This window comes from Vibrio sp. TRT 2004 (assembly GCF_050113735.1).
Taxonomy (GTDB): domain Bacteria; phylum Pseudomonadota; class Gammaproteobacteria; order Enterobacterales; family Vibrionaceae; genus Vibrio.
In genome coordinates this window covers 169317-193255 of sequence record NZ_JBNJOH010000002.1, presented here as the reverse complement: position 1 = coordinate 193255, position 23939 = coordinate 169317, and the positions used below count along the sequence as shown (strand labels likewise).

Annotated in this window: 24 protein-coding genes and 1 pseudogene; 19 read left to right on the top strand and 6 right to left on the bottom strand. The window is 44.3% G+C overall.

Annotation, left to right across the window (positions count from 1 at the left end; translation table 11 throughout):
* The first annotated feature begins 327 nt into the window (after positions 1-327).
* The 10 genes from ACQEXR_RS01875 (at position 328) to ACQEXR_RS01830 (ending at position 9310) form a co-directional block, all read left to right on the top strand.
* Positions 328-1491, top strand: a complete 1164-nt coding sequence (locus tag ACQEXR_RS01875; RefSeq protein ID WP_427019671.1) for a hypothetical protein — start codon at positions 328-330, stop codon at positions 1489-1491.
* A gap of 377 nt (positions 1492-1868) precedes the next feature.
* Positions 1869-3068, top strand: coding sequence for an acyl-homoserine-lactone synthase (locus ACQEXR_RS01870; protein WP_427019670.1), 1200 nt, complete (start codon positions 1869-1871; stop codon positions 3066-3068).
* On the top strand, positions 3061-5577 hold the full coding sequence (locus tag ACQEXR_RS01865) for a hybrid sensor histidine kinase/response regulator (RefSeq protein WP_138970394.1): 2517 nt from the start codon (positions 3061-3063) through the stop codon (positions 5575-5577). The genes ACQEXR_RS01870 and ACQEXR_RS01865 overlap by 8 nt, the downstream gene beginning before the upstream one ends.
* A gap of 258 nt (positions 5578-5835) precedes the next feature.
* Complete coding sequence (locus ACQEXR_RS01860; RefSeq protein ID WP_138970393.1) at positions 5836-6060, top strand: hypothetical protein; 225 nt, start codon at positions 5836-5838, stop codon at positions 6058-6060.
* A gap of 110 nt (positions 6061-6170) precedes the next feature.
* Positions 6171-6722, top strand: a complete 552-nt coding sequence (locus tag ACQEXR_RS01855) for a septation protein A (RefSeq protein ID WP_138970352.1) — start codon at positions 6171-6173, stop codon at positions 6720-6722.
* Positions 6723-6796: 74 nt separating this feature from the next.
* Complete coding sequence (yciA, locus tag ACQEXR_RS01850) at positions 6797-7189, top strand: acyl-CoA thioester hydrolase YciA (RefSeq protein ID WP_138970351.1); 393 nt, start codon at positions 6797-6799, stop codon at positions 7187-7189.
* A gap of 105 nt (positions 7190-7294) precedes the next feature.
* Positions 7295-7591 carry a YciI family protein gene (locus ACQEXR_RS01845; RefSeq protein WP_004746701.1) on the top strand — a complete coding sequence of 99 codons (297 nt, stop codon included), beginning with the start codon at positions 7295-7297 and terminating at the stop codon, positions 7589-7591.
* A 2-nt stretch (positions 7592-7593) separates the two neighbouring features.
* A complete protein-coding gene (locus ACQEXR_RS01840) occupies positions 7594-8001 on the top strand; it encodes a GspS/AspS pilotin family protein (protein WP_331426997.1) in 408 nt (135 codons plus the stop codon).
* Between the two features lie 210 nt (positions 8002-8211).
* On the top strand, positions 8212-8772 hold the full coding sequence (locus ACQEXR_RS01835) for a VC2662 family protein (protein WP_269377335.1): 561 nt from the start codon (positions 8212-8214) through the stop codon (positions 8770-8772).
* 316 nt (positions 8773-9088) lie between these two features.
* The gene (locus ACQEXR_RS01830; RefSeq protein ID WP_269377334.1) at positions 9089-9310 is read left to right on the top strand and encodes a hypothetical protein; all 222 of its coding nucleotides are present in this window, start codon (positions 9089-9091) and stop codon (positions 9308-9310) included.
* Positions 9311-9318: 8 nt separating this feature from the next.
* Here the strand turns inward: ACQEXR_RS01830 and ACQEXR_RS01825 are convergent, their stop codons facing one another.
* Both ACQEXR_RS01825 and ACQEXR_RS01820 read right to left on the bottom strand, forming a co-directional pair.
* Complete coding sequence (locus ACQEXR_RS01825; RefSeq protein WP_138970347.1) at positions 9319-9501, bottom strand: DUF1289 domain-containing protein; 183 nt, start codon at positions 9499-9501, stop codon at positions 9319-9321.
* Between the two features lie 72 nt (positions 9502-9573).
* Positions 9574-9822, bottom strand: a complete 249-nt coding sequence (locus ACQEXR_RS01820; protein WP_426950558.1) for a DUF1289 domain-containing protein — start codon at positions 9820-9822, stop codon at positions 9574-9576.
* Between the two features lie 196 nt (positions 9823-10018).
* Here ACQEXR_RS01820 and ACQEXR_RS01815 point away from each other — a divergent pair, with 196 nt between their 5' ends.
* The 5 genes from ACQEXR_RS01815 to ACQEXR_RS01795 all read left to right on the top strand — a co-directional run bounded on the left by ACQEXR_RS01815 (position 10019) and on the right by ACQEXR_RS01795 (position 14760).
* Positions 10019-10465 carry an META domain-containing protein gene (locus tag ACQEXR_RS01815; protein ID WP_269377331.1) on the top strand — a complete coding sequence of 149 codons (447 nt, stop codon included), beginning with the start codon at positions 10019-10021 and terminating at the stop codon, positions 10463-10465.
* Positions 10466-10668: 203 nt separating this feature from the next.
* On the top strand, positions 10669-11811 hold the full coding sequence (locus tag ACQEXR_RS01810) for an ABC transporter substrate-binding protein (RefSeq protein ID WP_427019669.1): 1143 nt from the start codon (positions 10669-10671) through the stop codon (positions 11809-11811).
* 10 nt (positions 11812-11821) lie between these two features.
* On the top strand, positions 11822-13531 hold the full coding sequence (locus ACQEXR_RS01805) for an ABC transporter permease (RefSeq protein ID WP_331415870.1): 1710 nt from the start codon (positions 11822-11824) through the stop codon (positions 13529-13531).
* Positions 13497-14144, top strand: a complete 648-nt coding sequence (locus ACQEXR_RS01800) for an ATP-binding cassette domain-containing protein (protein ID WP_426950555.1) — start codon at positions 13497-13499, stop codon at positions 14142-14144. Before ACQEXR_RS01805 ends, ACQEXR_RS01800 begins: the two co-directional genes overlap by 35 nt.
* On the top strand, positions 14137-14760 hold the full coding sequence (locus ACQEXR_RS01795; protein ID WP_427019668.1) for a CDP-alcohol phosphatidyltransferase family protein: 624 nt from the start codon (positions 14137-14139) through the stop codon (positions 14758-14760). Before ACQEXR_RS01800 ends, ACQEXR_RS01795 begins: the two co-directional genes overlap by 8 nt.
* A gap of 208 nt (positions 14761-14968) precedes the next feature.
* Here the strand turns inward: ACQEXR_RS01795 and ACQEXR_RS01790 are convergent.
* The 3 genes and pseudogenes from ACQEXR_RS01790 to ACQEXR_RS01780 form a co-directional block, all read right to left on the bottom strand.
* Positions 14969-15902, bottom strand: a pseudogene (locus tag ACQEXR_RS01790) (class I SAM-dependent methyltransferase).
* An 11-nt stretch (positions 15903-15913) separates the two neighbouring features.
* A complete protein-coding gene (locus ACQEXR_RS01785; RefSeq protein ID WP_427019667.1) occupies positions 15914-16609 on the bottom strand; it encodes a TIGR01621 family pseudouridine synthase in 696 nt (231 codons plus the stop codon).
* Between the two features lie 143 nt (positions 16610-16752).
* Positions 16753-18183, bottom strand: coding sequence for a sodium-dependent transporter (locus tag ACQEXR_RS01780; protein ID WP_426950551.1), 1431 nt, complete (start codon positions 18181-18183; stop codon positions 16753-16755).
* A 366-nt stretch (positions 18184-18549) separates the two neighbouring features.
* On the opposite strand from ACQEXR_RS01780, the gene cls reads away from it, so the two are divergent.
* From cls to ACQEXR_RS01760, 4 genes are all read left to right on the top strand, one after another.
* A complete protein-coding gene (gene cls / locus ACQEXR_RS01775) occupies positions 18550-20004 on the top strand; it encodes a cardiolipin synthase (protein WP_427019666.1) in 1455 nt (484 codons plus the stop codon).
* Between the two features lie 68 nt (positions 20005-20072).
* The gene (locus ACQEXR_RS01770; RefSeq protein ID WP_427019665.1) at positions 20073-21278 is read left to right on the top strand and encodes a cystathionine beta-lyase; all 1206 of its coding nucleotides are present in this window, start codon (positions 20073-20075) and stop codon (positions 21276-21278) included.
* A 232-nt stretch (positions 21279-21510) separates the two neighbouring features.
* The gene (locus tag ACQEXR_RS01765; protein ID WP_426950546.1) at positions 21511-22446 is read left to right on the top strand and encodes a lipase family alpha/beta hydrolase; all 936 of its coding nucleotides are present in this window, start codon (positions 21511-21513) and stop codon (positions 22444-22446) included.
* Positions 22447-22456: 10 nt separating this feature from the next.
* A complete protein-coding gene (locus ACQEXR_RS01760; RefSeq protein ID WP_427019664.1) occupies positions 22457-23311 on the top strand; it encodes a lipase secretion chaperone in 855 nt (284 codons plus the stop codon).
* Positions 23312-23322: 11 nt separating this feature from the next.
* On the opposite strand, the gene ACQEXR_RS01755 is transcribed toward ACQEXR_RS01760, so the two are convergent.
* Entirely contained in the window at positions 23323-23886 is a 564-nt protein-coding gene (locus tag ACQEXR_RS01755; RefSeq protein WP_426950543.1) for a DNA-3-methyladenine glycosylase I, read from the bottom strand.
* Between the last annotated feature and the right edge of the window lie 53 nt (positions 23887-23939).

Sequence of the window (23939 nt, the reverse complement as noted above, 5' to 3'; positions counted from 1 at the left end):
TTAACATGGGTAGAACTACAGGCAAAGCCTCACTGAATGATAACCACCTACTGAAGTAGGTGGTTTAGGGCTGAAAACAAAATTAGAATAAACTGGGCCTACATTTAATGTCAAATTTAATTGAGTTTAAAGTGGATAAAGTTACAAATCATAAAAATAGTGTGATCACGAGTCAACATACATATAAGTCAGATTTTTCCCACATAGCCAAAGGATATTTCCCATGCACTAATAACGCTTAAGTTATTAATATTTAAGTGCTGAAGGAACTTTTTAGCTGAAATATAGATAAACAATATTATTTTATAACCAAGGGAATTATCTAATATGACAATAAAAATATTTAAGTTAAGCATCGTGACGTCGTTAGTCATGTCGTCTTCGCTATCATATGCCGCGATGGAAATTGAGAGCTATTTGGGGTCTAGAGAGGAAACACCAGTAGGCATACCTATTCTATCTAGCCCAGAGAATGGCCCGATTAAAAAGTATAACGATGATGGAAGCGTGAACCAGTTCGCGTGGATTGATAGTAGTGGACAAGTACAGTCAGACAACCTATTTTTTGCTCCGAGTCACAAGTTGCGTGGTAAAACCATCAAACTTTGTAACATCGATAATGTAAATATGGAATGTTCTAATGAACTTACAGTTGTACCCAATATTCGTCAACGTATGACGAGAAGCAATGTACTAAACTTCGAGGAATATTGGGACTTCAGCAATCAGTTTACCGACGATTTTATTCTTGATTCTGCGACTACAGTAAATACCAAAGCGACTTTTACTTACAAAGGGCCGGTAAATGCTTCAGCTGGACCTAAACCAGTAGGTATCCTTCGAGCCTTGTTTAATGGAAATACCGCGCTAACCACAGCACAATTGGAAGAGCTGACGCCTAGTTATGCTACATTTGAACATGAACGTGCATTTACTACAGATTTAAAGACCAATAACGTTGAACTACTCGGTTTGTGTTCGTCGGTGGTATTGACTGACGCCACCGTTGGCTACTTTACTCCCGAGTGTGATGAAAGATTAGTGCGAGATAGTGATATCGAGACGAATGATACGGTTTATTTTTATCCGCCATCGCCGGAACAGTTTTCAGCGCTATTCCCTAGCGAAACAATGAAGAAAATTGAATCTGTCACGCATAATGGTAAAACCAAGCGATATGTTTATGCCCCAAGAGCACGAGGAAACAACAATCTTCTGGAGGCATACTGTGATGCGATCGGTGAAGCTGCTAAACCAATGACAGAAAGTGAAATGCTTGCTTTTGCGAGTAGTCAAACGTTTAATCAATCTTGGCCAGGCTCTACTGGTTATTGGACCAAAGATACTGCTATTTTAAATACATGGTGGAGTAATGCAATCCCTGGGGGCAATGGTATTGTGGGTATCTTAACCGCATTAAACGCTAACCCAACGTTCACTCCTGCAGCCAACAGTTACTACCATGGTTTCTTTGCATGTAAGAAGGGTTAATTTCAACTAGTGTTTAACCATTAATAGAGTAAGCCGCATGAAACAAAGCGGCTTTTTTTATTCTTAGACTTTGATTTGATGGACGCACTTCCCTTCTAGCATTGATGTGGATAAGAAAAATGGTGCAATCGGTCTTAAAATCCTACAAGCATAGAGAATGAGCCTTGTTACCATACAATATGCTTTGTTATAGGGTGCTTTAACTGCGCGCCATTAGCCTCATTGGCTTGCTATTTAATCTAATACTAATGTGCTCAACATCAACTATTTGATTAATTATCAAGTTAAATATGAATTATTTATATCAATTTAGTTGCACACATACTCATCTGTATTAATACTAGCCATCTAAAAACAAAAATATACGACAAACGTCTATGGCTAACACAAACATCCCTGCTCCTGCCTCATCAGGAGTCGCGCACGACGCATACGCTTTATTTACGCAAATAGATCGGTTATTTGGCGATAACAGTGACTTGTTTTTCCAACAAGTACTCAATGAACGCCTACGTCTAGTCTGCGAAAGTGATCCGACATTGCAGGACAAAAACATCGCGACAAAGCTGATGTCTCCATTTTATTACGCGGAGCTAAAGCGCCCCCTGAGTATTGGTACAAAAGAGTGGCATCAAATTGAGCAAGATGCGCTTTTTCTGTTTGATGACTGGGCACAAGCTTGGTGCGGATATAAGATTTGGAAACTCAAAAAAGGCTACCACTCACTAAATGATTCCGCTCTTGACCAGAGACAGCGTAATCTCTCTCACAACGAAGCAGACTATTTTGACAGTGTGATCGACTGTATTGAGCAGCACAAAAAGCACTATTATACCTTGCACTGCCAACACGCTCTTACACTGCCCGATGCCATTGTATTGATTAACCTTTCGACCTTTGTCTGGCAACATAAATGGTATGAAATGCTTTATGAGATCAATCAATCAAGCTGCGGAACGCATTTCATTTTGGCAACTCAAGTCGCAGATTCAGATAGCGCACTGATCGTCGCCAGCGCCAAAATAAATCACCATACACAGGCTGAACAGTGGCTCTACTTTTCCCCATTTTTTCAAACCGATAGTTGGCAATTGCTTGCAACAAAAAAAACCGTCGACCAACTTAGTGAGCACGGTTTGTTAGACAATCAAGACATTCCAAGGCATTCATCCGCCCATTTTGAAAACTCGTTGTGGCAGAAGATAGTGTCACACCAACAGTGTTGTGAAATCATCCGTCTTACCGTTAGCGGCAATCAGTCTCAGATGATTTTCTATCTCTATTTGGCTCAGAAGCGTTTAATGGAACAGTTGTTCTCACTCCGCTATAAAATTGCATTTGTTGTGATTGAGCAACCTTTAATGATTCAGTACTATTTGAGCTTAGGCGAAACGGTGTTCAGTCAGCTCAGTACGAGCCACGTTTCTAGTTCAGAGTTTGCTACCTATAAAGGACTGTGGTTTATCCAACCACTCAACCAAGAGCTAGCGAGAGCGAGCTATAAAAGCTACAAAAAACTCACCATCCGTCAGTTAAAAAAATATCGAAATCATGGACACAAACCTCACTATGCTTAGTTACTTAACCACTCATCTACTTTATCCAAAGGCAGTGGTGTTAATACTAACGGCACTACTGGTTTTTGTCTGGGCAGGCTATTTCTGTTCAACGCTGGCGAAAAAACATGGCTTTTCTAGCATCAAGCAGTATCTCTACTATGTGTCCTACACATTGGGCTTGTTTGTCTGGATTTGCAGCAACGCCTATTTCCATACTGGCTTGTTGCCCGATTGGGGAGCAAAAAGTGCCATTACAATGGCCATAATTGCTAACTTGTCCGCGCTGCTGGCCTTTGGCTCTGCCTACTTTTTTTCTGCAAAACTGAGAGCGCATTACACAGACAGCCATACCAGTCTGTGGCAGCTCGCCTTCGCCATCACAATTATTGTGATGTGTACTGTGGTAAACCTTATTCCCGGGTTGACTATCTTAGGTGTGACGATAGAGGGGCCAAGCCGATTTGTACTTGAATTTGGCCATTATACTCAACCATTCTTCATTGGTTTGACTCTGCTGTTTGCTTTAACGTTTGCCAATCTATTATCCATCAAGCAATCAAGTAACCGCATCCGTCGCACTCGGATTAACTACATGATCCTCGGAATGACCATTTTCATGGCCTCTACCGCGGTCATACAGTTGGGTTTCACTTACTTCTTTAATGACTTCTCCTTGACTTGGCTGCCGCCTGCATTATCAGTCAGTGAAATGCTATTTATGGGCTATGCGATACTGGCCTCTCGTTTTTACAGTTTTCGCTACCTGTGTTTGGTTGCTTGCTCTTTACTGCTTACTGCTGCGGCTTACACGGGAGTTATCGCGCTGTTTAAGCCCCTCGACTATCTCAGCACCGCTACGGTGATTACTTTGCTGATCACTATTGGTATTTCATGGCCATACGCGTCTCAAGTGATGAGAAGTTGTCTCAGCTTCGTTCTGTACGGTTCATCTACGCCCCCTACAGATAAAATTGCCCATTTAGAAGAAGAGTTTCAAAACTCACCATCGAAAGCGATCGAAGCATTGGCTAGCTACCTTGGTGTGCCAAGTGACAAGCTGAAATTACTCGATGACTATCAAGGGGCCAGTCTCTATCGCACGTACTTTGAAAATCATTCGACGCCTTTGGTGATCGACGAGTTGGAAGACGCAATAGAACAAACCAGTGACGCCGAGCTTTCCAATTTGCATACCAATATGAATCAGATGGATTCAGCATTGGTCTTGCCGATTTACGAAGGTAAGAACAAACTCTCTCACGTTTTAGTCTCAAGTCATAAACAAGGTGACGTTAATTTCTCATTCGAAGAGCTGCGAGCGCTGGAGAGGGTACTGAAAAAAGTTCAAGTGCACATAAACTATGAGCGTAAAGTTAGACAGTCACAAGCACTTGCTAACTCTATCGCCCATGAGATGAGAAATCCTCTCGCACAAGTACAATATGAGTTTGAATCTCTGGAAAGCAAACTGAATAACATCAAAGATCAGAATGATCTGTTTCGTCATGTTCATAGTGGCAAGCAAGCGATTCGTCGCGGCAGGCAACTGATTGACATCATTCTGCGGGAGGTCAATAGCTCATCTCTCGATCAAGAGCCATCGGAAGCGACCTCTATTCGTCACGCCATTCATAGTGCGATCAATCAATATGGCTTTGAGAGCGAAGATGAATTTAATCGGATAGAGCTGAACCTTGAGAATGACTTTGTCGTTAAGATCAACGATACCCTGTTTAATTTTGTGCTGTTCAACCTATTACGCAATGCTATCTACTATTTTGATTCGTACCCAAAAAGCAGGATCGAAATCCGTACGGAAGTCGGCCTATATGAAAATCATGTCATCTTCCGTGACTCTGGCCCTGGTATTCCTCAGGTTTTACTCTCACGTATTTTCGATGACTTTTTCAGCCACAATAAGAGTGGTGGTAGTGGGCTAGGTTTAGGCTACTGTCAACGCGTCATGACGTCCTTTGGGGGTGGAATAAGTTGTCATTCTCTACCAGGCGAATTTACAGAATTTACTCTGACCTTCCCTTCTTCTAGTGTACGACTTGATGAAATAAAAACGTCACCTATCGCTCCAACGGCGATCGATTTTGCCCCACCCATTAATCCTGAAGTGGCAAAAGGTGAGCTAGGTTTTGTTGCTAAGTCATCACATATGATTTTGGTCGTGGATGACAAAGAGATTCAGCGGACACTCGTTAAGCTCTATTTGGAGCAGCTTGGCTATGGTGTTGTGCTTGCTAACAACGGCAAAGTCGCAATCGAGATCATCCAAAGCAATCCCATTGATCTGGTGTTTATGGATATTCAGATGCCGGTTATGGATGGTTTTGAAGCAGCAAGCATTATACGTCAGTCATATCCAGCTATCCCTATCATTGCTCTTTCTGGTGAATCCGGAGAAAAAGATGTGCAAAGGATGAGCGAGCTTATGGATGGACGCCTATCAAAACCAACAACCAAAGACGCACTCGATACCATTCTGAAGTCGACTCTAGGACAAGAAATTCATTCGTAGCCACTGTATAGCAAAAGAGCAGATGCGCCTGTCAAACAATTGGCAATTCTGCTCTCAATTCGACTCGCATTTTGCATATCTGAAACCGTACCGCGAACCAATTTTCAGCAGTGGTATCCATCTCTATTAACGGCTAACGGCACCAATCATCGTGTTGTGATTAATTTGAACATCAAGTGGCACCGATTATGCTTCCTTTCGAACAACGAAGTAAAAGCGGCAAAGATTCGTCTTTGCGCTGATGTAAGAGGTACTGTTATGGAAGTTCAGCGTCACACCTACTATCGTCTGATTCATCACGGAATCAAGACTCTGCTCGTGGACCGTATTGGCCACTTTACCGAGCTTGAGTACCACGAATACCTCAACGGCATGACAGGCAAATCCAGTTGTTTTGCTATGAGTGACGAAGAGTTGCAATTTACGGTAGACAGTTTGCGTAGCGAAGGTTATCTCGAAGATTACAAGCGTTACATAGCCTAATCTCCGTACCTTGCTGTTAGTAGAGAAACCCGAGTTTGCCATTAAGCCCTTTGTCTTAACCAGAGATTTGGTTAGACTGAGGGCTTCTTGTTACACAAAAGACCATGCCAATGAAACAACTCATCGACTTCATCCCCCTAATTATCTTTTTCGCTTTGTATAAGCTGTTTGATATTTACGTCGCAACAGGGGCGCTGATCATTGCTTCCGCGGTTCAAATTGCTTTGACCTATATGATCTATAAGAAAATCGAGAAAATGCAGTTCATCACCTTCTTGATGGTTGCCGTATTCGGTGGAATGACAATTTTCTTACACGATGACAATTTCATTAAGTGGAAAGTGACCATTGTCTACATGGTGTTTGCTATTGGTCTTGCCGTCAGCCACCTCTTAGGCAAGTCTGCGATCAAAGGGATTCTGGGCAAAGAAATTTCTCTTCCTGAACCTTTGTGGGCTAAGGTCACTTGGGCATGGGTTGCCTTTTTCTCTTTCTGTGCCGCTTTAAACATCTATGTCGCATTTCAGTTACCATTGGATATCTGGGTAAACTTTAAGGTGTTTGGCTTACTCGCTGCCACGTTTGCGTTCACCCTAGTGACCGGGCTCTATATCTACAAGCATTTACCAAAAGAGAACAACGAGGCGAGCGCTGGCGAATAAGTGAATAGTTTTGTTACAATACCTCTTTTACAGCGACCACTTTGGTCGCTGTGTCGTTTGTAGTGGATGTCAAAATGAGCCAAGAAATTAATACACCAAAAGGTCAGCTCCTACTTAGAACCCTTGCCATGCCAGCCGATACCAATGCCAATGGCGACATTTTCGGCGGTTGGATTATGTCTCAACTTGACCTTGCCGGAGGGATTCTCGCCAAGGAAATTTCTTCAGGTCGAATCGTGACAGTATCCGTCTCTAGCATCACTTTTAAGAAACCTGTTCGTGTTGGAGATGTGGTTTGCTGTTACGGTGAATGTACACGTATTGGTCGTACATCAATGAGTATCGACTTAGAGGTGTGGGTGAAACCAGTAAAAGAGCACGGTCTTGAAGATCGCTTTATGGTTTGTGACGCCACATTTAACTATGTCGCTATTGACGCAGATGGCAAACCTCGACCAATACAATAAGTTCATGGCATAGACGAAATAACACCAAATCAATACTTTTAAAAACCAGTATTTAAGGTAGAGTAACCACCAACGGTTACATCATCGATATAAGGATATCTGTACATGTGGTATGTCATCTTTTCACAAGACGTAGAGAACTCATTAGAAAAACGACTGAGTGTCCGCCCTGCTCACCTAGAGCGTTTACAGGCACTGCAAGATGAAGGTCGTTTGCTAACGGCGGGGCCTATGCCTGCCATTGATTCTGACAACCCTGGTGAAGCTGGTTTTACTGGTTCCACCGTTATTGCAGAGTTTGATTCTTTGCAACAAGCGCAAGAGTGGGCTGATGCTGATCCGTACATTGAAGCTGGTGTATACGAAAAGGTTATTGTTAAACCTTTTAAGAAAGTCTTCTAATTATGCCATCTGTGTTTAAAACTCTCTCGATCTTAATGGTCGCACTGGTTGTTGCTGGATGCTCTTCTGCTTCAGCCGAGAAAGAGCGTCAACTCTCGCTGTTGGCGAATACTCGCGCTAATCTACTGGCGTCTAAGCTTCCGCTAGAAGCGGGGCCGCTTTCAATAATGCGCGCAAATTCTAATGGTTCAACCGTTGAGATTATGATGGTTTACAACGCTGATGCCCTCGGTGCAAAGCCTGCCACGCAGGTCATGAACAACAGCATCAACACGTATTGTACTGTTGCCGACACCAAAGCTAACTTAGAGGTTGGATTGAGTTATCGGATTAAAATGCGTAACAGCCGAGGCCAGTTGATTGCAGACGAGATTGTCACGCATGAACGCTGTTTGAACGCCAAACGCTAACCGCAGCTGTGTATACAAATTCAAAGCCTCGCTTATGCGAGGTTTTTTCATCCCCCAAACTCAATGGATTGCTGTACAACAAGTTCAATAATATAGTCACACAGATCATATTTCACGCAGTCTTAACATACTGACTATGCTTACAAAGTAGGCTAATGCGGATACACATTGGTCTTTAATCTGGATACACAGCTAATACTTGGAGTTATTATGAAAAAAATTCTTACTGCAGTGGCAATCTCTACAGCGTTCGCCTCTTCTTTCGCTGTTGCTTCATCCCCAGTGATGTTCTCTTCTATCAATGATTTTAATGCACCAGATAACTCACAAGTTTCTGGCGTTCGTCTCGCAGCTCTACACGGTAAAGTAGACCAAGTGAAAGGTGTCGACTTTGCGATTGTCGGTATGTCTGAGACCAATACAACAACAGGTGTTAACTTTGGCCTATTTTTAGGCGCTTCAAAAGTGAATCAAGAAATGACCGGCGCCTCTCTTGGTCTATTCAACTGGAATGAAGGGTTAACTACCGGGGTTAACCTTGGTGCGGTTAACATCACCAACAACGTGAATGGCGCAAACGTGAGTTTTGTTAACTACTCTGAAGGCGACACCATGGTCGACGTGGGGGCGGTTAACCTGTCGAGCGAGTCAACCGTTCAAGTAGGCGTGTTCAACAAGACAAGTAAAATTGAAGGGGTTCAAATCGGCCTAATCAACTGTGCTGATAACGGCTTCCTACCTTGTTTCCCAATCGTGAACTTCGCTAAGTAACACTCCAATCTTCATCTCAAACCAGTCGTAATATACGACTGGTTTTTTTGTTCCCCAACTAGGCCTTAGTAGCAAATGATCACAAAGTAAAGTCGCAATAAATTTATGTGAATTTTTTATTTCACTACCCTTTTTTAGTCTCCGTGCGACTCCCCTTCTAATTTCAATGCAATAGCCCATTTTGATCATGGTTTCATAACTGGAACAGAGTTCTTAAAAAACTAAAATAGAACAAAAAATAATCAAATTAGATTGACGCTGGAAACATCCACTTCTAACTTTTCATATTAGTGTCATAACCAAGGAGGATCACCGCATGAAACGTGCTAGTAACTCATACCGTCTTCAGTTGATTAAAGAAGTTGCCACCAGGCAAGACCGGCTGAAAAGCGGTGATCCAATGGCAAGTTATATTCAGCATTTGATCGACGATCAACCCTCTTGCGAAAAGCATACCGAAGCTAACCATCGTTTCTCTGGTAGCCATTTTGATGAGCACGCCGGAGGATGGGTTAGCGACCGATGGGGCTTAAAGTAAGTAGGCGTCTATTTAACGGGATAGAGAGATTGTACGCACACTCTTAGTAAAATCTCTCTTTGTTCTGTCTCGGTCAGTTGGTACCAAAGATAACGTTCTTCACGGCTTCTGCCACAGCCTAAACAGAAACCTTTTGTGTCAACTTGACAATAGCCTATACAAGGGTTGGGTATTTGATTTCGTATATCCATACTACACCTTTAAATACAGTACACGATACTAAAGGTATAGCGGGAAAGAACAAAACTGTAAAGTATTTGATTTTAAAAAAGATCTTGTTGAGGGCTATCCGTACTATCTTGATCGATGCGATCTACTGAATCTCGTTTGATTTTTCTCAGGTATCGCTGTCGGCATAGCTTGATGACATGCAGTTGCTGGGCGGGCGTCATGGTTAACCAATTAAAGCGCTCTTCTCTTTTACGCATACACCCTTTGCAGTAGCCTTTTTCATCTACTGTGCATACGCCTACGCAAGGACTTGGTACGACAAAAAACTCTAACTGTTCCAAACGGTCACCCATTTGCTAAAAAGCACAAATTACACTCTACGGCATCTATAATTGGATGTTTATCAATAAGTTCCAATATGTGATTTAGACCAAACTATGACTCTCCTCTGACAAAAACAGTGTTTTATTAATTATACTGAAACCATCAAAGCCGAAGCTAAAAGGCTTATTATCTACTTATTGGAGTTGATTTATTATGAAGCTTAGTCCAAAAATGTTACTTGCAGCAATTACCCTACCTGTTGTAGTAACCGCATGTGCAAGCAATGGTGACGATGTGAAACAAATTACAGCTCAGGATCTCCAACACCACAACTGGGAGTTGGTTAGCATTGACGGTAAAGATATTGTACTAGAAGGCCGCCAGCAAGCTCCTCGCCTAGAGGTTGGCGAAAAGATGACAGCGAATGGTAACGCGGGCTGTAATAACTTCTTTGGTCAAGCTGAACTAAAAGACAACCAGTTCCGCATTGAAAAGATGGGCATGACCATGAAAATGTGTGTCGGCGATGTGATGGACGTTGAACAAGCATTTTCTCAAACACTCTCTGACTGGAGTGACATGACATTGACCAATGATTCAATGGTACTGAAAAACGACGTTCACACGCTTACGTTCAAATTGAGCGATTGGAAAAACTAATTCGACGCGTCAAGTCATCCTATTTTAGAAGCAGCCTTTCGGGCTGCTTTTTTACTTATTGCGACTCACTTTTTACACGATCCATCCACTTTTACCTCAAATATATAATAAACCTATCTTTTTTCAGTCATAATGAATGAATAAGTGAATTGTTCCGGTCTAACTCAATGGCCGATAGCAACAACCAACTAACAGGGACCATTATGACAAGGCTGATCACTTTACTTTCAACATTAATCGTGTCTTTTTCATCATTCGCAACTGATACTTGGCAGCAAACGATCGAACAAGCAAAAGGACAAACGGTATACTTCCACGCTTGGGGAGGCAGCCAAGAAATTAACCGCTATATCCAATGGGCGAATAGCCAGCTTCAATCTCAATACGGCGTCACACTGCAACACGTTAAAGTTACGGATATTGCTGAAACCACCAGCCGCCTAATTGCTGAAAAAGCCGCAGGAAAAAACAGTGGTGGTAGCGTTGATATGGTTTGGATCAATGGCGAAAACTTCAAATCAATGAAAGACAATCAATTGCTGTTTGGTCCATTTACAACTCGCCTACCTAATTGGCAATATGTCGACAAAACATTGCCGATAGACGTTGATTTTTCTGAACCTACAGAAGGCTTAGAAGCACCTTGGGGTGTGGGGCAACTGGTATTTATTCATGACAAGTTGAAACTCAATAACCCACCGACTTCGTTTAATGAGATGTTAAGCTATGCGAACGCTTTTCCAAATCGCCTAAGCTATCCTCGCCCACCAGAATTCCATGGCACCAGCTTCCTAAAAGCGCTGCTGATTGAACTGACCAACAACGACGCTTCGTTAATGCAGCCAGTTGATGAGAAGAGTTTTGCCATCATTACTCAACCGTTATGGCAATATTTGGATGAATTCCACAAAGTGGCTTGGCGTGGGGGTAAACAATTTCCATCAGGTACAACAGAGTCAATTCAGTTGCTCGACGATGGCCAGATCGATCTAGCTATCACCTTCAACCCTAATGCTGTGTATTCCGCCCAAGCAAATGGCAATCTTGCGAACTCAACCCAAGCCTATGCGATGGATAACGGTGCACTATCGAACATTCACTTCTTAGCGATTCCATGGAATGCCAACGCGAGCGCAGGGGCACAAGTCGCCATCAACTTTTTGTTAAGCCCAGATGCCCAATCACGCAAGGGGGATACTAAGATTTGGGGCGATCCATCCGTATTGAGTAGCCAATATCTCACTGGAACGGCCAAAAATACTCAGCAGTTCAAATCTATCGCCGAGCCTCACCCAAGTTGGCAAAATGCGTTAGAGCAAGAATGGCTTAAACGTTACGGAAACTAGAAGTGATTCGATGTTACGCGCAATCTACTTTTCTCTTATTCTAATTTGCATCTTGCCTACCATTCCGGGACTTGCCGGAGTGGTAGTGGCTGCGTTTGGTTATATTCCGCCCATTGGACTTGAGTCCTTTTCATTAAATGGCTTTGAGTCAGTTTTCGCTTGGCAGGGCATCGGACAGTCAGTGGGTCTCACGCTCTTTTCGACTCTTGCTAGTAGCTATCTTGCCTGCTTAGCGACCTTTGCGATTCTGCTTTCTAGTTGGCATCATCCATTTTGGCGTAAAATCGAGCTGACGTTATCCCCTTTACTCGCTATGCCACACGTCGCTTTTGCTATTGGTTTTGCCTTTCTTTTTTCTCCAACCGGATTGGTGGCTCGATCGTTGTACCATCTGTTTGGCTATGATCCGAATGCACAATCTGTCTCTGATCTCGCCTTTGTGATCAAAGATCCTTATGCAATAGGACTGGTTCTCATGCTGGCTATAAAGGAAATTCCCTTCCTATTGCTGATGAGCATCCCGATTCTACAGCAGCTAAAAGTGTCACAAACCGAAAAAGTAACCCTGTCACTGGGTTATTCTAGGGCGCAGACTTGGTGGAAATGCATCTTTCCACAATGGTTTGCCAAACTTCGCTTTCCGATGTTGGCTGTGATTGCCTACAGCCTTTCAGTGGTAGATGTCGCTTTGATTATCGGTCCAACCAATCCTCCAACCTTTGCTGTTTTAATTTGGCAGTGGTTTAACGAACCAGATTTAGCTCAACTTCCTCGCGCTGCATCGGGTGCGACATTACTGTTTCTTATCGCCAGCGTACTGATTCTATTCGCCAGAATCGTCGAATGGGTGATCACAAAAGGGCTCAAACATTGGCAATATTCAGGGCGTTCAGGAATGGATCTGCCAGGTAAGTCCACCTTCAGCATTGTGCTCGTTTTAAGTCTGGCTATAGTACCCATTTTGGTTTTGTGGAGCTTTGCTCAGAGATGGCGATTCCCTGACCTACTTCCTACTCAGTTTAGTTTGCGCTTCTGGCAATATGAGTGGGCGGGTATTTTTAGCGCGCTCAATCAAAGCCTGTTAATCGCATTAGTCAGTGCCAGTATTGCTCTATTACTTGCGTTAGCGGCTCACGAGTACCACCAACGACATCATCGACAAATACCTGGATACGTGATTGCGATTCCAATGTTAATCCCACAGCTTTCGATTCTATTTGGTATTCAGGTAGTCACGCTCTATCTAAACAGCAGTGCTTACCTATTCTGGGTGTGCTGGGCACACGTATTTTTTGCCTTTCCTTACGTCTACCTCTCACTGGATGGCCCTTGGCGCAGCTTCGACAATGGCTTGACCCGTGTCGGCCTAAGTTTGGGTAAAAGCCCGATTCAAGTCTGGTGGCAGATTAAGTTACCGATATTGTTGCCCGCGGTGCTTTTTGCTTGGGCTATCGGTATTAGTGTCAGCTTGGCACAATACTTACCTACGCTAGTTTTAGGCGCAGGGAGGATAAGCACGATAACGACTGAAGCTGTGGCGCTTTCGAGTGGTTTTGACCGTCGTGTCACCGCAATTTATGCGTTGTGGCAAGCATTGTTGCCCCTCATTTTCTTCTCTATCGCTATGGTACTCAGCCGACTTCAGGTTAAATACCGTAGATTGTCTATTAAAGGATTGCTACCCAATGAGCCTTTGTCTCAAAAACCTCGTCATCTGTAACAAAAGTGGTGAGGTACTGTTTAACGCGCTGAACCTTCAAATCAATAACGGAGAAATTGTCACGCTAATGGGACCAAGTGGCTGCGGTAAATCAACTTTGCTTGATGCGATTGCCGGGCACCTAAGCAGTGACTTCACCTACCAAGGTCAAATCACGTTGAATCAAAAGCCGATTGACTCGTTGCCAGCGCATCAACGTCAGGTCGGGATTTTGTTCCAAGATGATTTACTGTTTCCACACCTTTGTGTATGGGAAAACCTCGCGTTTTCATTACCGAATGAAGTCAAAGGCGCTGCGCGTAAAGAGCAGGCGATGAAGGCACTGAAAAACATTTCACTCACCAACTTGGCGGACTCTTTTCCCGACCAGATTTCAGGGGGGCAGCGTGCGCGAATTAGCCTAACTCGAATGCTACTCGCTAAACCTAATCTGGCCTTGCTAGACGAGCCATTTAGTAAACTGGATAGAGAGTTGCGAGTTCAGTTTCGTCAATGGGTTGTGGAGCAACTCAAAAAAGCAGACATCCCTGCGCTTATGGTCACTCATGATGAAACCGACATTCCCGACAATAGCCGTTGCCTAACTTGGCCATGGGAGACGGTTCATGCTTGATCGTTTGAGTATCAAAGTTATTCGCTGGCCGTTGGCACAGTCAGCAAATCTCTTAGACCGATGTGGTATCACCGCAAACCAAACCACGATTTTTGGTTTTGCGCTTGGCTGTGTCGCCTTCCCTGCGTTGATTTTTGAGCAATATACTCTGGCACTGCTACTCATCATCACCAATAGAATCTGCGATGGCCTGGATGGCGCTCTGGCGCGTATTCAAGGAATAACAGATGCGGGCGGCTTTCTCGATATTAGTCTCGATTTTCTGTTCTATTCGCTCATTCCTTTTGGGTTTGTATTGGCAAACCCTGAGCAAAATGCCGTTGCGGGTGCATTTTTGATTTTCTCGTTTATCGGTACCGGCAGCAGCTTTTTGGCCTTCGCAGTCATGGCAGGGAAACGAGGCATTGAAAATCCAGTCTATCAGCACAAATCTCTTTACTACATGAGTGGTCTGACAGAAGGGACAGAAACCATTGCGTGCTTTATCTTATTCTGCTTACTTCCTAACCACTTTGCACTGATTGCCTACCTGTTTGGTGCAGCATGCTGGTTTACAACTCTAACTCGAATTTATTCGGGTTTTATGACTTTAAAACAGAGCCGTGATCAGGCTTAACGTAAGGCTTGAAACAGGCTCGCTAAATGGGCGCGAAGCTCTTTTTGAACAATGAGCGGGTAGCTCGTTTGGCTGATAGTGGCTATGGGCTGTCGTACGATAGAACGAAAAAACGGCCCAAATTGAGGGCCGTTCGTAAGAGTATGGTTCGCTATCCAGTGCATTCCAACCACTGTAAGTGATAGGGGTTGCCCTTAAAGGGCGTTTTTTATTTAAACAACATAACTTTTAATGACGCTTCACTGTCCACATCTGCGAATTCTGGTGGATTCTCAAGACGCTCAACAAAATTCAATGTAGGCGCTTCTTCCTTCATGCCATCGATCAAGAAATCGCACGTCACTTGCGGTGAGTTGACACACGCGAGCACTTGCCCATCCTCAGCCAAGAGTTCCGGAAGTTTTCTCAAGATACGTTTGTAGTCTTTAGTTAAAGCAAAGCTACCCTTTTGGAACGACGGTGGGTCAATAATAATAAGGTCGTAACGACCCATTTTTTTGATTTTCCCCCACGAGCGGAAAATGTCGTAGCCGAGAAACTTTACCTGATTAATATTGTGACCGTTGAGTTTGTGGTTCTCTCTTCCTTTCGCCAGTGAACCTTTCGACATGTCAACGTTAACCACTTGATCAGCCCCCCCCCTCAATCGCTGCCACGGAGAAACCGCAAGTGTAAGCAAATAAGTTGAGTACATTTTTATGTTTGGCGTTTGCCTTTACCCAGTCACGTCCATAGCGCATATCCAAAAACAGACCCGTGTTCTGGTTGCGTCCGATATCAAGCTGGTATTTCAACTGCGACTCAACGACAACTGGACGACTGTTTAAATCGCCAAGCAGTACTTCAGAAGGCGCGCCTTCCGCATATCGGTGCTGAATGACTATTGCTTGCCCCTGTTTCTCACTCCAGAGAGCAGACTGAGCAATCTCCATCAAACCCGCTTTAAGCGCTTTTAAAAATTGATCATCAACGGTTTTGAAGATACTGACAATCAACTGGCCTTGAATCCAATCACACGTCAACTGTTCTAAACCATCAAAACGACGCCCACGGCCATGGAACAAACGTCTTACTTCATTCGGCACCATCTCTAGTTGTGTGGTCAGTTGTGCAAAGAAACACGGTAAGTGTTCAGCCTGCATCGCGATTGGTGTTATTTGTTTATCTTCGGCCATGTTAACTCCCATGGTGTAAGCCAAGATTCGATACCTTGGCTGGTCATGTGTTGATTCCATTTTTTGCCACATTCGGCTCTGTTTCTTGGATCGCATACAAACTGATAGGCTTGCTGCTGATAGTCAAAACGAAGGGCAAAAGCATGGAGATAACCCCGATCAGCACTGTTGCTAGCGTTATAAATAGGATCACCGGCAATTGCAGACCCTAACGACTTCAGCGCCACCCTAATCTGATGGGTCTTTCCGGTGTGTGGCCGACATAAAAACAACCTTTCCCCTGTCATGCCCGCCAGAGAGAAAAACTGTGTAATAGCAGGATTATCCTGCGTGTTGACCAGTTTCCAAGCCGAACGCCGTGAACGTTGCATATCACCGCTAATAAGCCCTTGCTTCTTCTTTGGTTTATTACACCCAATAGCCAGATAGAACTTTTCCACTCGACGGTCAGCAAACTGTTTACTAAGTTCACTCGCCGCACCACTGTTGCGCCCTAATAGTAGGATTCCGGAGGTCATCTTATCTAGGCGGTGGATCAAATACAGTTTGTCATCACCCGTCAGTTTGGCGACTTCTGCAAGCAACATGGTATCGCCGCCATCTTTGTGTACTGAAACATTAGGATGTTTATTGATGACGATAAAATCGGGGTGGGTATATAAAATATCAAACATATATCGGGCTCCACTTTGGACGCATGAGTATACCCATTCTCATCGTGAAAACCAGTCTAACCACCCACGCTGCAAGCCTTGCGCTAAAGTTGAAGCAAAAAAAAAACCTCCTTTCGGAGGTTTTTTAAGGGTGGGTAATCCGATTACAGCTTTTTAGAGAAAACCGCTGTCAGTGCGATGATACCAAGACCTAACAGCATGATTTCACCTTTGCCACTATCGAAGCCTGACTTGACACCCATGAAGGCAACAATAGCGATAGCAACTGGAATTACGTATTTAACCAAGTTGTACCATAGACCGAATAGTGGGAATGATACTTCGCCGTCGTTAGTGATTTCTTTCTCAAGGTCTGCACGAGATAGACGCCAGCCAGCAAAGATACACACCAACATACCGCCAACCGCTAGGAAGATCTTATCGGTTAACAAGTCAAAAATATCGAATGCACCTGTACCAAATAATGTTGGACCTACACCGCCTAGAGATAGTGAAGCGAACACACATAGTGAAGCCATTACTACGCTTGAGCTAAGTACTGCTGTTGAACGCTTCATACCTTTTTCATCGATTAGGTAAGATACAACAACTTCAAGAAGAGAAACTGAAGATGTTAGTGCTGCTACCGTTAGTGCGATGAAGAACATTAGAGCGAATAGTAGACCGATTACGCCGCCCATTTCAGCGAATAGCTGAGGTACAACAACGAACACCAAGCCAGGACCTGCTGCGGGTTCCATACCGAACGCGAACATTGCTGGGAACATCGCGACACCGGCTAGGATCGCAACACCCGTATCCATAGCCGTCACCATACCTGTCGTCTGAACTAAGTTCTCTTTCTTCTTCAGGTAAGAACCGTAGGTCATCATACAGCCCATACCAAGACTTAGTGAGAAGAATGCCTGACCTAGCGCAGCTAGAACAACATTACTGTCTACTTTTGAAAAGTCTGGCATGAATAGGAATTCTAGACCTGCCATTGCACCTGGTAGCATCAAACCTTTTACCGATACAACGATCAGAATTAGGAATAGAAGCGGCATTAGAATCTTACCCGCTTTCTCGATACCGCCTGAAATACCCTTCATTACGATAATGATGTTGAAAGCTAGATAGATACCCATCCACATAAGTGGCTGAACAGGATCTGAGATAAAGCTACCGAAGCTATCACCGATTGCTTCAGGTGTGCTTAGTAGACCACCACCCACTTTGAAGATGTATGCGAGAGCCCAACCACCTACGACAGGGTAGAAACCCATGATCAGTAGGCCACTTAGAACCCCCATTACCCCAGTAAAGGTCCAACGACGGTCAGTCGATTTGAACGCACCTACTGCTGATAGACCTGTCTTACGGCCAATAGCGAATTCTGTAAGCATTACGCTAAAGCCGATAAAAATTACAAAAAGTAGGTAAATTGCAACGAACGCACCGCCGCCACTCTCACCTGCTGTGTAAGGAAATTTCCATATGTTGCCTAAACCAACAGCAGAACCTGCTGCGGCCATGACGAAGCCTAGTTTAGACCCCCATGTATCACGGGGCTGTGCACTTGTACTTGTAGCCATGGTTACTCCATTAAATCATGTTTTAAGTTGTGTTTGCTTCTGTTAGGCGTCTTTAAAAGTGGTTGTATAATTTTTTTTACACTTATTAAACTTGTCAGTGACGCTAACGTTGTAGCAAGTAAAACAGTTTAAGATTAAAATTGGAAGCCCGAACAGTATATTTTTCCACCATAAATGTAAAGATTGTGTTTAAATGCTGTTTTTTTCGCCTATAACACCCGCCAAACACCAGATTTTACATTCACATAACATATTTGTGCTTTTCAGAATTCATTCCGTATAGTTTCTACCGCCACTAATTTGTGACTTGTCCTAGCGCGCCGTGAGCTCTAATATTGGAGTGCTATATATTACCTAGGTATCTGAATGGAAAAGTTTTATCACTTCCTGACTCTCGCTGGCATTGTCTTTTACTGGATACTCGTTGCAGGTGTAACCATTCGTGTTGTACTAAAGCGCCGAGCGGTGAGTGTGTCGCTTGCCTGGTTAATGGTTATCTACATCATTCCGGTTGTAGGTGTCGCTTGCTATTTCCTATTTGGTGAACTCAACCTCGGCCGTAAACGGGCAGAGAGAGCAAAGGAGATGCTGTCTCCCTTTGCACAGTGGTTCGCCAAACTCAATGACTGCCACGCTCACTCGCCCGAAAGTTTCGGCCGACATATTTACCGTATCGACGAACTGTGTAATAACCGATTAGGCTTGCCTGCATTGTCTGGCAACTCCTTGTCACTACAAAGCTCGCCCGAACAAATCCTCCATTCGGTCATCGACGATATCGAAAATGCGCAATCAACTATTCGAATGGTTTTCTATATTTGGCATCCGGGTGGATTAGCCGACTCCGTTGCATCTGCCTTAATCAGAGCAGCCAAACGTGGTGTAAACGTGAAGCTACTGCTTGATTCCGCTGGTAGTCCACGCTTTTTCCGCAGCGAGTGGTTAAAGATGATGAACAATGCTGGTATCGAAGTCGTTCAAGCTCTAGAAGTCAGTCCATGGCGTATATTCTTACGCCGCCTCGATTTACGTCAGCATAGAAAAATCATCGTTATTGATGAAAAAATTGCCTACACGGGCTCAATGAACATGGTTGATCCAGCGTACTTCAAGCAAGATTCTGGAGTCGGTCAGTGGATTGATATTATGGTTCGTATAACGGGCCCTACCGTCAATGTGCTATCAGCAATTCACTGCTGGGATTGGGAAGTGGAAACTGGCTCTCGCCGTTTTCCTCAGTTACCAGAATGCCGCATTAACCCGAACGAACCTCAGCACCCTATTCAAGTCGTTCCGTCTGGTCCAGGGATGCCTGATCACCTAATATCCCAGGTGCTCACATTAGCAATCAATCAGGCCAATCATTCCGTTCGAATTACCACACCCTATTTTGTGCCAAGTTCTGACTTACTAGAAACACTCAAAATGACCGCTCAAAGGGGTATTAAAGTTGAGTTGATCATCCCGCATAAGAATGACTCCATCATGGTTCAGTGGGCCTCTCGTGCCTTCTACAGTGAATTGCTTAGTGCAGGGGTCGAAATTTACGAGTTTTATGGTGGTCTACTCCACACTAAGTCAGTCGTGATCGATGAACAGTTCTGCTTAGTGGGCACCGTTAATATGGACATGCGTAGTCTATGGCTAAACTTCGAACTGACATTAGCAATTGACGATGAAGCCTTTACCAAAGAGATGTTGTGGCTTCAGCAAAGCTACATCAATCAATCTCATCAGGTCGACATCGAACAATGGCAAAAACGCACTCTTTATTCGCGCTTTTTGGAACGAGTTTTTTACCTGTTTAACCCTCTACTCTGATCCGTGCTTGATATTGACGCCTTGCCATGGTTTAAATATGGCAATGCGTTAATAGATAAGGACTTCCAATGTCAGAAAGCAAACAGACCAAGTATGTTACGGCAGGCCGCGACAAAAAATGGACTAATGGGGTTGTCAACCCACCCGTTCAACGCGCTTCAACTGTGGTCTTCGATACCGTTGCGGAAAAACACCATGCAACCGTCAACCGAGCGAACAAGACTCTCTTCTACGGTCGCCGTGGTACCAATACGCATTTTGCTTTTCAAGACGCAATGACAGAAATCGAAGGCGGCGCTGGCTGTGCGTTATACCCATGCGGTACAGCAGCGATTGCTAACGCTATTCTGTCATTTGTCGAAACAGGAGACCATATTTTGATGGTTGACACCTGTTATGAGCCGACACGCGACTACTGTGACAAGATCCTCAAGAAGATGGGAATCGAGACCACCTACTATGAGCCAACCATAGGTGAAGAGATTCACAGCCTCATCAAACCCAATACCAAGATCCTGTTTTTGGAATCTCCAGGCTCTATCACGATGGAAGTTCAAGATGTTCCTACCCTAGCGCGTATCGCTCATGAAAATGAGATGATTGTCATGCTCGACAATACATGGGCTGCGGGAGTGAACTTTTCACCATTTGATCACGGCGTCGATATTTCTATTCAAGCGGCGACTAAATACATTGTCGGTCACTCAGACGTGATGCTTGGAACCGCGGTAGCCAACGAGAAGCATTGGGACCAACTTCGCGAACAAAGCTACTTAATGGGTCAGTGTGTTTCTCCGGATGACGCTTACCTTGGGCTGCGTGGTATACGAACACTCGACGTTCGCATGCGCCAACACGCAGAAAACAGCCTCAAAGTGGCACAGTGGCTCCAAACAAGACCTGAAGTTGACCACGTGCGTCATCCCGCCTTGGATTCTTGCCCAGGCCACGAATTCTTTAACCGTGATTTTACCGGCGGTAACGGCCTGTTTTCGTTTGTTCTAAAAACCAGCTATCCACGTGCAACTACCGCATTACTTGATGGTATGCAGCACTTTAGTATGGGTTACTCTTGGGGTGGATTTGAGAGTTTAATCTTAGCCAACGAACCTAAAAGTTTTGAGAACCTGCGCACCGTTGCCAATCCTAATTTTGAAGGCACACTAATACGTGTACATATTGGTCTGGAAAATGTTGACGATCTTATTGCAGACCTTGAAGCTGGTTTCGCACGTTACAACGCTTTAATTCTTGAGAAAGAAGCGACGGCTTAGTTGCGAAAAAGCCGCAGCTATTGGTAAGCCTCGTTCGCGAGGCTTTTTAATACCCTGATTTTATTGATAATTAACTTAGATACTTCACCACTCACTCATAGTGCATCAAAACTGTTGTTTTTTAGCCCGTCATCACGATTTAACATCTTATTAACCACTCTCTTTTCGTATTATCATTATTTTCTTCTACGGTTAAATATCTCATCAGAGGTCATACCAGAAGGGGTTAAACTTGAAACTGCTCTACTCCCTAGTCCTTAGCTGCACGTTAGCGGTTGGACATCCCATGCTAACCAATCTCGCGCACGCGAGCGGTTACACTCAAACTCACTACCCCATTGTGCTTGTTCATGGGCTGTTTGGTTTCGATTCTCTCGCCGGAGTCGATTATTTCTACGGCATACCTCACGCATTAACCCGAGACGGTGCCACTGTTTACGTCGCACAGGTTTCCGCGACTAACAGCACCGAAGTAAGAGGCGAACAACTACTTAGTCAGGTAGAGATGGTTTTAGCGGCGACAGGTACAGCCAAGGTCAATCTAATTGGCCATAGTCACGGTGGTCCAACCGCTCGTTATGTGGCGTCAGTACGGCCTGACCTCGTCGCCTCAGTAACCAGCATTGGTGGAGTGAATAAAGGTTCGAAAGTCGCAGATTTAGTTAGGGGAACCGTTCCTGAAGATTCAGGATTAGAAGGTTTGGCGGTAAAGCTCGCTGGAGGGCTAACCACACTGATTAATCTGCTCTCTGGTGGAACAGAGTTAGACCAAGATCCCTTGGCATCACTCGAGGCATTAACCACTGAAGGCTCGCTGGCGTTCAACCAAAATCACCCATACGGAATACCAACCACGGAATGTGGCAACGGAGACTTACTCGCTGACAATGGGGTTTACTACTACTCTTGGACTGGCTCTTCCACTTTTACCAATCTTTTAGATCCTACTGACGGAGCGTTAGTCGTCCTTGGCTGGGCTTTTAGTGAACCGAATGACGGTCTGGTGGGTGCGTGCAGTACTCATTTAGGTAAGGTGATTCGTGATGATTATCGAATGAACCATCTCGATGAAATCAATGGGCTTTTAGGGATTCACCATCTATTTGAGACCGACCCGGTCACTCTGTATCGTCAGCACGCGAATCGTCTGAAACAACAAGGGTTATAAGGATTACTTGATGAAAAAGGCCGCTCTCTTTACCATTATCATCATGACTTGTGTTGGGGTAGGCGCGGTCTTTTATCCATCTCCAGATCAGCAAGCCAAGATCTCAGACGCACCGTCCCAGCAAGATGTCGCCGCTGATACTGCCACGACAAAGCACTTCTTCGATTATTCATTGAGCAGCTTAGGGGAACAAAGCCTCGAAGAAATCACACAAAGAGTCAGTCAGAATGCTTCCACAGAGTTGGAGTCCATTCAACAACAAGCACTATTCTCACTCTACCTAGAATACAAACAGGCACTCACTGAACTTGAGCCATTAGAATCACAATCGATTACCGCGATCGATTTCGAACAATTGCACCTGCGTATTCTGGAGCTGCAACAGCAATTTTTTTCTCAATCACAAATTGACCTATTGTTCTCTGAGGAAAATCTTTTACGCGAATTGGCAATCAACAAGATGAAACTCCTTCATGACGATTTAGATAGCCAACAACAATTGAGCATAATTGGACAACAACTTGCAGATATGCCAGAGTACATTCAGACCGCAGAAATAAACAACCAACTGATCGCAGTGCTTACTTCAATGTCAGCACTTGATACCCAAGCAAAGCATCTAGCCCGTGTCGAGCGAGTCGGTTCTGAAGCGGCCGCACGTCTTGAAACGCTCGATTTAGAGCGTGAAAGATTCCAAACAACGCTAGATTCCTATTTGCAGCAAAGGGAAGAGATTCTGACAGCCTCCTTCCTTTCAGAACAGGATAGAGTCGAGCAAATCGCCCTCCTTAGAAAGCAAAGCTTCGATCCTATTCAACTGAAACGGGTTCAGGCACTGGAAAGGATTCATGATCAACAGCATTAATGTAACCATTGCTAACGGGATTTTTGGGGACAGTTAACTAGATGATCATCCACCATGCCTACCGCCTGCATAAAGGCATAGCAGATCGTCTCACCAACAAACTTAAACCCCTTTTTCTTGAGAAATTTGCTCATCGCTTTTGACTGTTCAGTAGAGACAGGCACATCACTCATCTCGGTCCAGTGATTGACGATGGGCTGTCCATCAACAAACTGCCACAATGCATCAGAAAGGCTGCCATACTCTTCCTTTAGGGCCAATGCGGCACGGGCATTACCGAATACCGAGGTGATCTTGCCACGATGTTTAACCACATCAAAATTCTCAATGATGCGTTCTACTTCCGATTCATCATATTGAGCGAGGGTTTCTAGATGGTAGTTTTCAAAAGCTGCACGATAGCCTGCTCTTTTTTTCAAAATAGTAATCCAACTTAGGCCGGCTTGCGCCCCTTCTAAAGTGATGAACTCAAATAACACGGTGTCGTCGTAAACAGGCACTCCCCACTCAGCGTCATGATAATTACGCTCAAGTTCATGGTTCATCGCCCATGCACAGGTTGTCTCCTTGCTCATTCCTTTTCTCCCTAAAAAAACAAACGCCCCCAACAGAGTCAGGGGCGCTTTTG

Bases quoted from the DNA above. Each gene is read 5' to 3' on its own strand.
- ACQEXR_RS01875 (WP_427019671.1), top strand. From the start codon at position 328: ATGACAATAAAAATATTTAAGTTAAGCATCGTGACGTCGTTAGTCATG.
- ACQEXR_RS01870 (WP_427019670.1), top strand. From the start codon at position 1,869: ATGGCTAACACAAACATCCCTGCTCCTGCCTCATCAGGAGTCGCGCAC.
- ACQEXR_RS01865 (WP_138970394.1), top strand. From the start codon at position 3,061: ATGCTTAGTTACTTAACCACTCATCTACTTTATCCAAAGGCAGTGGTG.
- ACQEXR_RS01860 (WP_138970393.1), top strand. From the start codon at position 5,836: ATGGAAGTTCAGCGTCACACCTACTATCGTCTGATTCATCACGGAATC.
- ACQEXR_RS01855 (WP_138970352.1), top strand. From the start codon at position 6,171: ATGAAACAACTCATCGACTTCATCCCCCTAATTATCTTTTTCGCTTTG.
- yciA (WP_138970351.1), top strand. From the start codon at position 6,797: ATGAGCCAAGAAATTAATACACCAAAAGGTCAGCTCCTACTTAGAACC.
- ACQEXR_RS01845 (WP_004746701.1), top strand. From the start codon at position 7,295: ATGTGGTATGTCATCTTTTCACAAGACGTAGAGAACTCATTAGAAAAA.
- ACQEXR_RS01840 (WP_331426997.1), top strand. From the start codon at position 7,594: ATGCCATCTGTGTTTAAAACTCTCTCGATCTTAATGGTCGCACTGGTT.
- ACQEXR_RS01835 (WP_269377335.1), top strand. From the start codon at position 8,212: ATGAAAAAAATTCTTACTGCAGTGGCAATCTCTACAGCGTTCGCCTCT.
- ACQEXR_RS01830 (WP_269377334.1), top strand. From the start codon at position 9,089: ATGAAACGTGCTAGTAACTCATACCGTCTTCAGTTGATTAAAGAAGTT.
- ACQEXR_RS01825 (WP_138970347.1), bottom strand. From the start codon at position 9,501: ATGGATATACGAAATCAAATACCCAACCCTTGTATAGGCTATTGTCAA.
- ACQEXR_RS01815 (WP_269377331.1), top strand. From the start codon at position 10,019: ATGAAGCTTAGTCCAAAAATGTTACTTGCAGCAATTACCCTACCTGTT.
- ACQEXR_RS01810 (WP_427019669.1), top strand. From the start codon at position 10,669: ATGACAAGGCTGATCACTTTACTTTCAACATTAATCGTGTCTTTTTCA.
- ACQEXR_RS01805 (WP_331415870.1), top strand. From the start codon at position 11,822: ATGTTACGCGCAATCTACTTTTCTCTTATTCTAATTTGCATCTTGCCT.
- ACQEXR_RS01800 (WP_426950555.1), top strand. From the start codon at position 13,497: ATGAGCCTTTGTCTCAAAAACCTCGTCATCTGTAACAAAAGTGGTGAG.
- ACQEXR_RS01795 (WP_427019668.1), top strand. From the start codon at position 14,137: ATGCTTGATCGTTTGAGTATCAAAGTTATTCGCTGGCCGTTGGCACAG.
- ACQEXR_RS01785 (WP_427019667.1), bottom strand. From the start codon at position 16,609: ATGTTTGATATTTTATATACCCACCCCGATTTTATCGTCATCAATAAA.
- ACQEXR_RS01780 (WP_426950551.1), bottom strand. From the start codon at position 18,183: ATGGCTACAAGTACAAGTGCACAGCCCCGTGATACATGGGGGTCTAAA.
- cls (WP_427019666.1), top strand. From the start codon at position 18,550: ATGGAAAAGTTTTATCACTTCCTGACTCTCGCTGGCATTGTCTTTTAC.
- ACQEXR_RS01770 (WP_427019665.1), top strand. From the start codon at position 20,073: ATGTCAGAAAGCAAACAGACCAAGTATGTTACGGCAGGCCGCGACAAA.
- ACQEXR_RS01760 (WP_427019664.1), top strand. From the start codon at position 22,457: ATGAAAAAGGCCGCTCTCTTTACCATTATCATCATGACTTGTGTTGGG.
- ACQEXR_RS01755 (WP_426950543.1), bottom strand. From the start codon at position 23,886: ATGAGCAAGGAGACAACCTGTGCATGGGCGATGAACCATGAACTTGAG.